This is a genomic window from Halonatronomonas betaini, from assembly GCF_015666175.1.
Lineage (GTDB): Bacteria > Bacillota > Halanaerobiia > Halanaerobiales > Halarsenatibacteraceae > Halonatronomonas > Halonatronomonas betaini.
Map to the genome: position 1 here is coordinate 10,018 of NZ_JADPIE010000006.1, position 13,526 is coordinate 23,543.

General features: G+C 44.4%; 6 protein-coding genes. All 6 read right to left on the reverse strand.

Features of this window, described 5'->3' with window-relative positions; genetic code table 11:
* Positions 1 to 118 precede the first annotated feature (118 nt).
* Positions 119 to 2,875 carry an HD domain-containing phosphohydrolase gene (locus I0Q91_RS10455; protein ID WP_270454478.1) on the reverse strand — a complete coding sequence of 919 codons (2,757 nt, stop codon included), beginning with the start codon at positions 2,873 to 2,875 and terminating at the stop codon, positions 119 to 121.
* A complete protein-coding gene (locus I0Q91_RS10460; protein ID WP_270454480.1) occupies positions 2,862 to 5,387 on the reverse strand; it encodes a diguanylate cyclase in 2,526 nt (841 codons plus the stop codon). The genes I0Q91_RS10455 and I0Q91_RS10460 overlap by 14 nt, the downstream gene beginning before the upstream one ends.
* 185 nt (positions 5,388 to 5,572) lie before the next feature.
* Positions 5,573 to 7,114, reverse strand: coding sequence for a S41 family peptidase (locus tag I0Q91_RS10465; protein ID WP_270454481.1), 1,542 nt, complete (start codon positions 7,112 to 7,114; stop codon positions 5,573 to 5,575).
* 37 nt (positions 7,115 to 7,151) lie between these two features.
* Entirely contained in the window at positions 7,152 to 8,969 is a 1,818-nt protein-coding gene (locus tag I0Q91_RS10470) for a TolC family protein (protein WP_270454482.1), read from the reverse strand.
* 34 nt (positions 8,970 to 9,003) lie between these two features.
* On the reverse strand, positions 9,004 to 12,063 hold the full coding sequence (locus I0Q91_RS10475) for an efflux RND transporter permease subunit (protein ID WP_270454484.1): 3,060 nt from the start codon (positions 12,061 to 12,063) through the stop codon (positions 9,004 to 9,006).
* A complete protein-coding gene (locus I0Q91_RS10480) occupies positions 12,060 to 13,526 on the reverse strand; it encodes an efflux RND transporter periplasmic adaptor subunit (RefSeq protein ID WP_270454486.1) in 1,467 nt (488 codons plus the stop codon). Before I0Q91_RS10480 ends, I0Q91_RS10475 begins: the two co-directional genes overlap by 4 nt.

Sequence of the window (13,526 nt, forward strand, 5' to 3'; positions counted from 1 at the left end):
TTAAATAATTTAATTTTGATTAGGGTGGCATTACTCAATTTTACTTTAAAAAAGTTCTTGAAATAAATAAAAAAACCAGCTAAGTGCTAAAGATATAGCTGGTTTGGATTAAAACTTTTCAAATACTATTTTCACCTTTTATATCGAAATTACCAGTAGTTATAGGAGTATCTGCCTCAGCAAACATCTGGACAAACTTCTCGGCCAGCTCCGGATCAAACTGGGTACCGGCGCAGGCCTGGATCTCGGCAATGGCTTCGGCTTCAGTTAAGGGTTCCTTATATGGTCGGCCATTGGTCATGACATCAAAGGCGTCGACGATTGCTATAATCCTTGCCAGCACAGGGATCTCTTCGCCGGCTATACCTCTGGGGTAACCGGAGCCATCCCAGCGTTCATGATGGGAGAGGACTTCTTCGGCTATATGGGAGAAATCTTCAATTGAGGAACAGATCCGGTAGCCGCTAACTGGATGGCGTTTTATCAGTTTCCACTCTTCTTCGCTAAGGCTGCCTGGTTTATTTAAAACCTTATTTGGTATCATTATCTTGCCGATATCATGAAACCGGGCCAGGACTGCCAGTCCATCCAGCTCATTAGCACTTAGACCGGCTCTCCTGCCAAGTTCTGTTGCCAGGTCGGCCATTCTAACTGCATGGGATTCTGTTTCCTGGCTCTTTTCATGGAGGGCTGATAATAAGAGCTTGACCAGCCTGCTTTTTGTACTTTTCTCTTTAAGGAGTTTATCTCGATACATGTTGTTTTCAGCATCATGAAGGGTATCAAAGATATTTTCCTCAGGTTTTCTCTTCATGGAAATACCATAGGCCACTGAGATAAATAAATCGTCGCCATTATTTGAATTAATCTGTATTTCCTTGCTGGTTGTTTTTTCTGCAATTTGCTCAACCTCCTGTCGGGTAAGATCCTCCGGGATAATAGCTAGAAATTCGTCGCCGCCCCAGCGGCCAACAGTTGCCGGGTCTGAGAAGCTATCCTGCAGGATCTCAGCAAATTTGGTTAAAAACAGGTCACCTGCCCGATGGCCATAGCTATCATTAATCAGCTTTAGGCCATTGAGGTCAAATATTATAATACTTACTGGACACTCTTTAAATCTATTTAAATTCACCAGCTCTTTTTCCAGGTGAAATCTATTATACAGATCTGTTAGGGGATCGTGGGTACTTGTATATTGCAGTCTTTCTTCCTGCTCTTTTCTGGCTGTAATATCGATATACTGAGCATAGCCACCAACCATCTGGCCGTCTATCTCAACTGGAATGCCGCGAATCAGGCAGACTTTTTCTTCTCCAGATTTAGTATACCTGATTCCTTCTAATTCCACCTGCTTGCCGGCCAGAAATCTACTAGTCACTTCTCTATTTGCAACTTTTTGCTCTGGCTGATCCAGGACATCATCCAGGTCCATGCCTTTTATCTCCTCAAGGCTATAGCCAAATAGCTCTGTGAACTTCTGGTTAATAGCCTGAATCTTATGATTGGCATCAAGTCTGGCAATTGCATCATTGCTATTTTTGAAAAGTGATGAAAGCCACTGCTGTTTATAGGTTAGTTCCTGCTGAGAGTTCTCAAGCTCTCGTTTATAATTATATTCTGCAGTGACATCAGAAAAGACCAGGATTGTCCCGGTTACTCTGCCTAAATGGTCCCTGATCGGGGCAGCTGTATCGGCTATCTGGTGAGCAGTTCCATCTCTGGCTATTAAAGTCGTATTATTAGCCAGGCCTACAATCACGCCTTGCTCTAAGACCTGATGGACCGGGTTTTCAACTCTCTCACCGGTCCTGGCACTGACGATTTTAAAGATTTTTTCGACTGGCAGGTCTGCAGCCTGTTCATATTCCCAGCCAGTTAGTTCTTCGGCAACGCCGTTCATAAAGGTGACTTTGCCATCGAGGTCTGTAACGATGACGCCATCGCCAATCGAATAGAGGGTGGTAAAGAGCTGATTTCTGGCAAGGACAAGGCTTTTTTCCTTTTCTTTGAGTTCAATTATACTTGAAAGCTGATTGGCTACAGCTTTGAGCAGAGATTTTTCTTCAGTCAGGATTTCTGGCTTTTCACTGTCTTTGCTATCCAGGCTATTTCTGTCTAAATCAACTTTTATCCAGGCATCCTGGCAGGCATCGCACTTAATATCCTGCTGATATGTAAAACTGTCATCAGGCGATTTAGTTTCAGGGTAGATGTTTGATTTATATTTGATAGTTACTGTTGTTTTTGCCGGGTTTTTAAAGTATGCAGGGAGCAAGTCTGCAACTTTTGATAATATTTCCTCTAATTTCAGCTCCTTTTCCATTAATAGTTCACTGATTTCAATCAGGCAGGAAAGTTCTTTGGCTCGCTCAAATAGGTCATCTTTAAGTTTAATGATATTTTCCTGCTGTAATAACATTTTTAAATGGAGTTCAACTGTATCTTTGAATCTATTCATTAAATCAATGATATCCTGGCTGAAATGGCGCTCGCTGGTATCTAAAATACAGATAGTGCCAAAGACCTGGCCGTCTGGCCAGTGGAGGGGCAGACCAAAATAGGAGATCATCCCTAGCTCAATATCAGGGTTGTCGTTCCAGTCTTCATCTAATAATGCATTAGGGATATTAAGGCTCTCTCCAGTTTTAATAACATGCTCGCAATAGAGGCCATCCATATCATCTTTATCTTCAGGATGATATGGATTATCTTCGCCTTTACTGGCAATCAAGACTTTCATATAGGGAGGCTCGGCCTTCATAATCAGGGCAGCCGGCACCTCTGCCAGGCGTGCAATTACGTCGACAGTCTGCTGCCAGCCTGTTATTACTTCTTCTGAAATTTTAGGTCTTTCAGTAGTATCAGTCTGATTCATTTTTGTCCTCCTCTATTTCTCTTAACTCCTCGATAAAATCAATGAATCTATCGGCCAGCTCAGGGTCAAACTGGCTGCCGGCATATTCTCTAATTTCATCCAATGCCTCTTTACTGCTAACTGGCTTCTTATATGAATACTCTGAGGTCATAATGTCGTAGGTCTCAACTAACTTAATCACCCTGGACCCCAGTGGAATTTTCTCGCCGGCTAAATTCTTTGGATAACCTGTGCCATCCCAGTTTTCATGATGATAAAGGACATAGCTAGCTATTGAAACTGTGTCTTTAAAATAATTTAGTATCCTGTAACCTATTACAGGATGAAGTTTCATCTCTTTAAATTCTTCATAAGTCAGCCTACCTTCTTTATTTAAAATTTCCGGGTCAATGCCAACTTTACCAATATCATGATAAAAGGCGACTTCGCCGATTTTTTGAATCAGAGAATCTTCTAGATTTAGATAGCTGGCAAATTTCAGGGCCAGGTCTTTAACCCTGATGGCATGTCTTTTCTCTGCTGGAGATTTATTATAGAGATTTTTAATAACGCTTTCTATTTGGCCAATATTCTCTTCTTCCTTATTAACTGCTTTAGTTGAATACATTGATTTCTCGGCCCGGTCGAGAATTTTATTGATATCCTGTTCCTTTTTCTCTTTGGTGCCTGCCCCCAGTGAAATCCTGGCTGTTAATGCTTTAAAGTTCTTATTGGAATAGCTGGTTTTGATTCTCTCAATAATACTCAGGGCTGCACTCTTTGGCGTTTCCGGCAGAAGAATTATAAATTCATCACCGCCCCAGCGGGCAATAATATCGTCCTTCCGGCAGACTTCTCTAAATGTTTCTGCTGCCTTTATAATCAATTTATCTCCAGCTGAATGGCCAAAGATATCATTGGTAAGTTTTAAGCCATTAAGATCGCCAATTATAATAGATATCGGCAGATTTCTCGGCACATCCAGCCTCTTTAGCTCTTCTTTAAAAAATCTGCGGTTATATAGGCCTGTTAAGTGATCGTGATAGCTTAGTTGCTCTATCTCTTCCTGATGCTTTTTCTGCTCTGTGGCATCTCTAAAAACAAAGACGACTCCCCTTGTTTTCCCATTATCATCTTTGATCGGGGCTGCCGAATCTTCCAGGTAATAGCGGCTTCCATCTCTGGAGATAAGAATCAGATTTTCCTGCAACTCCTGAATGCTTTCCGTTGCAAAGGCCTGCTCGATTGGGTCTTCCAGTTCTCGCTTTTTGCCAGAGCTTAAATCTTTACCTGAACCTTTCCCATTTTTATCTGCCAGCCGCCAGTTTAAGATCTCCCTGTAATTCTTTCCTTTAGCCTCTTTGTAATCCCAGCCTGTCAGTTCCTGGGCCACTTTGTTGATCATCTCGATCTCCTGTTTATTATTAATAACAATCACACCATCGCCAATAGAGAGGATCGTCTGGAGATATTTATTCCGTTCAACTGCCAGCCTGGATTTCTGCCTATAATCCTCGGTGATGTCTTTAATATAGGCACCGACGCCATAGCTGCCATCGATAAGTTCAACTGGAAACTTATTGGAATGATAAATTCTGCCGTCAACCTGGACTTCTTCGACAACTCTTTCCATTCTATCGAGAGCTGTCCTATCGGTTCTCTCCTTGAGGCTGGCAAACTCCTCATTGGAGATCTGGTAATCGTCTTTCCCGATTATTTCCTCCTTTTTCAGGCCATAAAAATCGGCGGTTTTCTGATTGACAAAGATATATTTTAAATCGTTATCTTTTAGATAAATCAGGCTATCATCGGCATCGATAAAGGTCTGCCGGAGTTTGTTAAAGTTGTCTATCTCATCTTTTCTGGCCTGAAGCTTTTTATAATTACGGTAGAGGAGGCTGCTGAAAATAAGCAGAGTTAAAATTATTACCCCCAGGGCTATATAAAAGTTGCGATTGATTGCCTGATTTCTAGCGGCCAGCTGAACCCTTTCAGTGACATCATTAAATATAGAAAAAAGTATCTCTCTATCCTGAAATGTCTGGGGATATGAATATACCTCTACATGCCTGATCTGGCCATCAGCCAGCCTGTGTTCAAAATGGAAATAATTGCGCTCCTCCCTGGCAGCTGCTGCCATCTCACTGGCAACTTCTTCTTCAGAGAGCTGGTTTATCTCATTTATATTCTGATTTAGGAGTTCTTCTCCTGGATACCTGTAAAAGTCATGGGCAGCCTGATTGCCATAGATGATCTCTCCTGTATTTTGATCAATCATCAGCATTATAGAACCATGGCCATCAAAAATCTCCATGGTTTCATGGGAATTTCTGCCTGGATAGTTCCAGGCAGCATAAATAAAAATAAAAATAAAAATAAAAATAAAATTATGACAATTTTTAATTTTATAATCCTTTTTGTATTCCCCATATATATTCCTCCAGAGAATTAATCGTATTATCCTTATTAAATTAATCCTATTAACCTTATTAGTATGTAATTCGATAAATATCGAAGAACTCCTTCTTTTCAAATCAACCCCCACCTGGGTTAGACCTTCCTGGACTTTTTTAGAAAGTTATCACTTGGCTTTCTAAAAAGTGTTGTGAAATCTAAAAGGTTAGATAATTGTATGATTGCTATTTATTAAACAGATAAAACCAGGGCCAACATTTCTGCCTGCCCTGGCTTTAAGTTGGCTGTTATTATTTTACGATATTAATCCAGAAAGAGCTCATTGATTTCATGTTGATCGAGCCAGTAGTCTGGAAGACGCCCAATTCCTTCTCTTATTACCAGGTCTGCATCTAAAAATAATGATACACCAAAGATTAAGCTAATTTTAGAATTAGGCAGTAAAGTTGAGCCAACATTACCGACTGTATAGCCACCTATGGTATTTGTACCGTAGATTTCAACATTCTCCATATTTCTAAAGTTATTTACAAAGCCTTCGCCAGCTGACATTACCATCTGGTCGATTAAAACTATGATTTCTGTATCATTTGATATTTTATCCTGAGAAACATATTGTGGTTCTGGCCAGCCTCTTGGTTCTATCTCAAAACCAGCAAGCATATCAATTATTTCTTCAGCTCTTTGCTGACCGTACATTTTAACCATATTATCTTTAAATACTTTTCTGGAGGATTTAGTACTAAGATGGAGAGTTATTAAATCTCTGGAAATTTCTTCACCGGTAAAGTTTTTCATCCAGCCTTCAACGTATTCTGATGAACCACCGGAATTGGCTCTGATATCAATTATTATTTTATCTTCATCCTGTAATTCTTTAGCATCTTCTGCAAATTTCTGCAACTGTTTTTCATCTTCATCTTCTCTGGGAGCAAGAGACCGTAATTCTATAACCTTTACTCCATTTCTTTCAGTGAGATTATATATATCATCAGCTGGTTCAAGGTAGCCGCCTCCATAGGCATCGTTAACTGATAGTGTTAGCTCAGCTGACTCATTTGTATTTTCAGCTTTATTGGTGAACTCCCACTCTCTGGTAAATTCTTTTTCCTGAATGTTTACTTCTTGTTGTATCTCCTCTAATTCCTGGGGAGAAAAGCCTCTTAAGACTCCAGGATAATAGACAGTTTCACCATCGCTAATTGTTGGCCATAACTGGAGGGTGTCGGTCTCAGGCTGATTTACTTTTATTTCATCTTCTACAATTAGTATCTCTTCATCTTTAGTCTGGAAATCTCCTTCAGAGTTCCTGGTAAACTTATACCGGTCAGATGTAAATAGGATACTGGTCTGACCAAGCTGTCTATCTTCTAAGAAAAAGTGGTTATCATTGATAAAACCTAGCTCCTGATAGATCATATTTATTAATTCTTCTCTGGTTATATCATCCTGGTTTTTAAAGGAAGTCTCCAGCTCTGAAATGATCTTACCTCTGGCTTCTAAAAAGTTTTCGTCACCGCCAAAGAGCTGATAACCAGCATAACTGTATTTTAATATTTCAAATAAGTATTCGATATCTTCTATTGCTTTATTATAGCTTATCTCTTCTGGCTTTTCAGTTGTTTCCAGGTCAATTGATTTGAGGGTTTTGAAATGGTCTGACTCATAGAACTCATTTAATTCTTCTTCAGTATAAACATAAACCATTTCCCTGAGCTGATCTTCATCAAAGCTATTTCCTGCGATAACAGGATTGCCTTCTGTGATTGGAATCAATGAGTTGACAACAAGAACTAATAATATAAGACAGAATATCATAAGTAACTTTTTAGTTAACTTAGACATAATATCTTAGTTATCCCCCTTGTTTTAGTTTTTGATATTAATCCCCTAGCTCGCCACGATACCAGTCTGCTGAGAGTCCTAATGCCAGGGCCAGTTCTGCCTGTTCCTGCCTGAGGTGATAATAGGCGGTAATGACATCGGCAGATGCCTGATAGTAATTTAGCTCCAGCATATTATATTCGTATTCGGTGATCATCTCGGTCTCTAAGAGATGGTCGCCATCGGAGAGCCGTCTGGATGCCAGGTTGAGATTGGATTTACTATTCCTGAGTTCCCGGTAGGCTGACTCCAGTTCCTGCCACTGGGCCTCAACTTCTAAGCCAATGCCGGATTCGGCTTCAGCCAGGGATTCCAGCTGACCCTTTCTCTCAGCTTCTATCTCTCTGAGCTGTTCTTCTTCCAGGCCTGAGTCATAGAAGTTATATTCCATGCCCAGGCTAATCTGCCAGGTGGATGAGGAATTGGAACCAGAGTTGGAATTTGAGTTGTTACTGGTGTTCATTGGTTCCAGGTTATTATTATTCTGACTGCTGGTCTGAACCTGGTCCATGTCACCTAAATCGATTGAATCCTGATTATCAGGTGCATCGAGATCTATTCCGTTCTGGTCCAGATCAATATCATTAAAGTCGTCCCAGCTTACATCTACTAACTCAAGCAGGTCTTCTAAGATCTGCTCAACTTCTTCGTCATCCAGGTCTTCAAGTTCAGGCAGGTCTGGCAGATTTGACTCGACTCTTGTCAGGGAGGTGATTAGCCGGCCGCTATCATCCAGGTTGACACTTGCCAGGATATCGATATCTGCTGGCCGATAGCTAAAGCTGGCTGTAAAATCAGGGCTCTGCTCGTCTTTTAACCTGGCTTCTTCTGCGTCGATTAAGTCGATGGCCTGTCTTAAGCGCTCAAGGTCTAGCCTTTCATCTCTGGCTATCTCTTTGCTGGCCTCAAGATCCCAGGGCCAGGGCGAGGCTTTTTCAGGGAGATCGATTTCTTCTGCAGCAGCCAGGGCCAGGGTATCAATCTGCTGGGAGTCCAGGCTGGCTTCGCCTAAGGTCTGCTCAAGGTTTTCTCTGGCCAGGCTGACCATCTCTTTAGCTGTCTCCAGGCCATCTCTGGCTTCTTCTATTTCTAGTTCAACTTCTTTTAGGTCTGTCTCTGTGGCCTCTTCGGCCTCATAGAGCACCTGGACCTGTTCCAGCTGTTTCTCGCTTATCTCAACTGCCCTTTCTGCCAGCATCTGGCCGGTTTTGGCCTCCTTTAGATCGTAATAGGCACCGGCAACTTCCACAATCAGCTCCTGTTCTTTTCTGCTTAGCTCCAGCTCAGAATCGCTGATATCAAGCTCCAGGGCCTCTCGCTGAAAGTCTGTCTCTGGATCTGAGATAATATCCCGACTGGCTGCAACTGTAAAGTTGACAAAGCCCAGGTAGTCGTCGATATCCTCTTCTGCTATGTCATAGACTGTTTTTAGAACTTCTGGCGTGTTTACTAGCTCTAAATCGGTCAGGAGATCGCCACGCCAGTCCAGCCCTGCCTCAAGCTGGGCCTTTCTGGCCTCGGCTTCTTCAAGCTGATACTGGAGCTGGCTGTAGCCGTAATTGTTCTCCAGGGCCAGGTCGATTATCTCCTGGAGGCTGGCCTGATCTGGTAGCCGGGCTTCATTCTGATTATTGGACTGGCCAGCCTGACTATCGTTATCTCCAGGGCTGGCATCACTGTCGGTTTCAGCGGCTTCACCATCTGCGGCGACAGCAGCAGTTTGATTAAAACCACTGGAACTGGTTGCTGTGATTAAGCCAATTCCTGAGATTATCAGGAGCAGGCAGATAAATGTAATTAATAATTTATTTTTCATTGTTATGATTTCCTCCCTTTTTGAGCAATTTGAATTAACCGCTAATTTTCTTGCTTAGGTCGTCAAAGACGGTATATAAGACTGGCATGATTATTAATGTCGAGACTGTGGAGACCAGCAGGCCACCGATTACTGCTGTTGCGATCGGGGCCTGGATCTCTGCGCCTTCGCCAATCCCCAGTGATAGGGGAAACATGGCCAGAACTGTTGTTAATGTGGTCATAAGAATTGGTCTCAGCCTGATCTGACAGGCCTCAGAGATGGCGTCCAATCTGGATTCGCTATCTTTCATTCTGATATTGATATAATCGAGGAGGACGATTGCGTTATTAACGACTATACCGACCATCATGATAACGCCAATATATGAGGCTACGTTTAGACTCCGGCCGGTTAATAGCAGGCCGACCACAACGCCAACCAGGCCAAAGGGCACACTGAAAATTACGACCAGTGGCTGCCAGTAGGATTCGAACTGTCCGGCCAGGAGCATAAAGACTATTACGATTGCCAGCATCAGGGCCAGAAAGAGGTCGTCAAAGGCGTCCTGCATCCATTCTGTTTCGCCACCGAATTCGTAATCGATACCGGCAGGGAGATCGAGACCGGCGATCTCGGCTTCAACCATTTCAACAGCTGTACCCATATCGACATCTACATGGTCGCCATAAATGCTGACTGCCCGGGTCTGGTCTATCCTGTTGATCTCGACTGGACCTTCACCTCTGGTGATTGAGGCGACGTTATCCAGGGGGAAGACCTGGCCCTGAGCGCTAGCCAGGGGCATCCGTTCGATGTCAGAGAGGCTTTCTCTGACTCCCTGGCCATATCTGAGCCTGACATCTACCTGTTCTTCATCGCCGGCATCATAGCGGGTGACAACTTCGCCATCGATGGCAGTATTGACTCCCTGGGCGATTTCGCCGGCAGTCAGGCCATAATTGCCGGCCTGTTTTCTATCTACCTGGACCTGGAGTTCCGGAGTAGGATCATCGACACCAAAGCTGACATCGGTTAGGATCTCCATCTCGCTTAAGGCTGCTGTTACTTCCTGGCCAGATTCTGTCAGCTGGTCTAAGTCTGAGCCCAGGAGATTGACCTCAATTGAGGCGCCGCCGGTGGCTTCATCTCCACCGGTAACCAGGGAGAGGTTTGTGGCCTCCAGGGTGGCCTCTGGAACCAGTTCGGCCAGCCCCCTGACCTCGGCGGCAACTTCCATGGTGCTCCGGTCTCTATCGGCCAGATCAACCAGGGCCAGGGTCATGCTGGCATCTGATGAGCGGCCATCGACTCCAATCTCTGATTGAATATGCTCAATCTCTGGCCAGTCCATAAGTTCGGCCTCCAGTCTCTCTACCTCTCTTTCTGTCTCTCTGAGCGGTGTGCCTGGCTCCATTTCCAGCTCTACTGAGACCAGGCCTTCATCGAGTTCCGGCAGAAATTCCTGGCCCATCCAGCCGGCTATAAATATTGTTCCGGCGAAAAGGGCTCCGATTACAATCAGGGTTATAACTCTGGATTTAATAAGTCCTCTGATGATGCTGTCATATTTTGTTTTTACTTTTTCTAATAATCTATTAACCCTGCTTTTCTGCTGCCGCTCCTGGAGTTTTTCCAGGTCGATCTTATCCATCAGTTTTAATGAAAGCATTGGGATAAGGGTCAGGGCGACAAATAGTGATACTACCAGGGAAAAGGCGACACTGAATGAGAGGTCTCTAAAGATCTCCCCGGCTATGCCCTCGATAAAGACGACTGGCAGAAAGACTGCTGTTGTTGTCAGGGTTGAGAAGGCGATTGGCCCGCCAACCTCTGAGGCCCCGTCTACTGAGGCATCCAGGGTTGCTTTGCCCCCTTCCCGCATTCTAAAGATATTCTCGGTTACAACGACTGAGTTATCAACTAACATACCTGTTCCCAGGGCCAGTCCACCTAATGTCATCATATTAAGGTTGAGGCCGGCCCAGTAGATTAGAAAGAAGGTTGCAGTGATGGCAACCGGGATTGTTACTCCAACGATGACAGTTGAATAGAAACTGCCTAAAAATATGAATAAGATTATGATTGCTAGAATTCCACCTATAACTGCGTTGGAGATAACTGTCTCAATTGCGACATTTACGTATTCAGCCTGGTCCTGGATGGTTGTAAAGTTGATTTCCTGGTCAAGTTCTGGCAGTAAGCTTTCAAGTTCTGCCTGGACGCCTTCGACTGTATCGACTGTATTGGCATCGGCTTCCTGCTGGATTGAAAGGCCCAGGCTTTCTTCGCCGTCCTGGCGAACTATTATATCCTGGTCGGTATAGCCGTCATAGATCTCTGCTATATCGCCAAGGTAATACATGCCTGCATCGCCGGCCACCGGGACATCGCCTATTTCTTCTATTGTATCGAACATCCCCAGAGTTCTGACCAGCAGTGTTTCCTGCTGATCCAGGGTTACATCGCCTCCAGGTAGATCCTGGTTGGAGGCATAGATACCCTCCATGACCTGGGTTACGCCGATATTGTTCCGCTGGATCCGGCCTGGATCCATCTCTATCTGGATTTCTCTCTCCTGGGAACCGGTGATATCTATCTGGGCGACGCCTGAGAGCCGCTCCAGTTCAGGAACGATCTCATCTTCAACTGTCTGGCGGATTTCTGTTAATTCGCCCTCACCGCTGACACCGTAATCCAGAACTGGCATCTCTGTGGGGTCGAACTGGATAGAATAGGGATCTTCGGCTTCATCCGGGAGCATCGGGCCGACAAAGTCAACCTGCTCTCTGACATCCTGGATGGCGTAATCCAGGTCGGTGCCCCATTCGAATTCTATGATGACCTGGGACTCGCCTTCCTGGGAGATAGATGAGATTGATGATACGTTGGTTACTGCCTGGAGGCTCTCCTCCAGGGGCCTGGTTACCAGGTTTTCTATCTCTGAGGGTCCGGCTCCTGGGTATTCAGTCAGGACTACAACTACTGGCAGGTCAAGATCTGGCATTAGTTCCAGGGGCAGGTTGGTCAGGCCTATTCCGCCCATCAGGATTAAAAGCAGGATGATCATTGTTACTGCAACCGGTCGTTCTACTGCAAATTTAGGTAATCTCACCAGTCGATCACCTCCAGGAGTTCTGCCTCCTGGCCAGAATAGAAATCTTCGTCATACTCTGCAGCAACTAATTCGCTTGATTGGAGATCACCTTCTATGAGATAGCTGTCTGCTTCTCCGTTAAAATCATTATTTTCTCCAGCTGCTATTTCGTCTAAAATCTCAATTTCAATTTCTCTTAGCATCTGGTCTCTGATTACATAGATATAATCCTGGCCAGCCTCTGAGAAAACTGCAGATTGTGGAACTCTAAAGGCGTCTGATTCCTGGCCAATCTGGACTCTGGCCTGGCCGTATTCGCCTGCCTTAAGGCTTAAATCCGGGTTGGCGATTGCTATCTCGAATTCAAAGAGACCGCTATCTTCATCGGCTGCCGGTGAGATTGAGCTGATTTCTCCCTGATAGGTCTGATCTGGCTGTGAGTCAAATTCCAGTTCTGCCTGCTGGCCGACTTCTATATCTGTTAATCTCCTGGCCGGGGCTTCGACTTCAAAGATTATTTCATCGAGATCCAGGATGGCCATGGCCAGGCTTTCACCTCCGGTTAGTTCTCCTTCAGATAGCTCAATCTGAGCTATTACTCCTGATTTAGGGGCTGTTACCTGGAGGTCATCCTGAGAGACTCGGGCTATCTCCAGGCCATATTCGGCCTCTTCAATACCTTTTCTGGCGATATCCAGCTCTTCAGGCCTGGCACCGGTCTCGGCCATCTCCAGCTCCTGGCTGGCGGCCTCCAGGGAGGCTTCGGCTTCAATCAGGGCCATCTCGGCCTCATCTAAATCTGATTTAGGCACAACTCCTTCATCATAGAGATATTCGATTCTTTCATAGGTATCCCGGGCCAGCTCATAACTCTTTTCGGCAGACTGCTTCTGGGCTTTAGCCATCTCTAGCTCTTCCTCCCGGGCACCGGTCTCTGCCATATCCAGTTCCAGTCTAGCCTGTTCCAGGGCAGCCTCGGCCTCTTTAATGCCTAGATCAAGTTCTTCTGATTCAAGTTCTAAGAGAAGCTGGCCTTCTTGAACCTGGTCGCCTTCAGAGACGTGGATATTTTTGACTTCACCACCGATGCCAGGCACAACTGGCACTGTCTCGCCTGGAACAGTAAAGCCGTCAAACTCCTGATATTCGGCTGTCTGCTCTGCTCGCAGCTGAACTGCCTGGATTGCGTCGTAATTACTGGCGTTATTATTATCAGCCTGATCTAAATCATTGTTATCGTTAGGGCTATAATTATCCGCAGCATCAGGATTACTATCATTATCAACGGTATCTCGATCATTATCACCATTATTATCTGATGCCTGGATATCAGTCTGACGCTTAATCTCTATTTCTTCTTCTCCATTTTCCATTGAACTCCGGATAAGAGGAACTGTTAAAAGGGTTGTTATTAAGATAAGAAATAATATTTTAGATATAAATCCAGATTTCCTTTTAAGTTTAGTTAGGAATTTCATCAT

Bases quoted from the DNA above. Each gene is read 5' to 3' on its own strand.
- I0Q91_RS10480 (WP_270454486.1), bottom strand. From the start codon at position 13,526: ATGATGAAATTCCTAACTAAACTTAAAAGGAAATCTGGATTTATATCT.
- I0Q91_RS10455 (WP_270454478.1), bottom strand. From the start codon at position 2,875: ATGAATCAGACTGATACTACTGAAAGACCTAAAATTTCAGAAGAAGTA.
- I0Q91_RS10465 (WP_270454481.1), bottom strand. From the start codon at position 7,114: ATGTCTAAGTTAACTAAAAAGTTACTTATGATATTCTGTCTTATATTA.
- I0Q91_RS10470 (WP_270454482.1), bottom strand. From the start codon at position 8,969: ATGAAAAATAAATTATTAATTACATTTATCTGCCTGCTCCTGATAATC.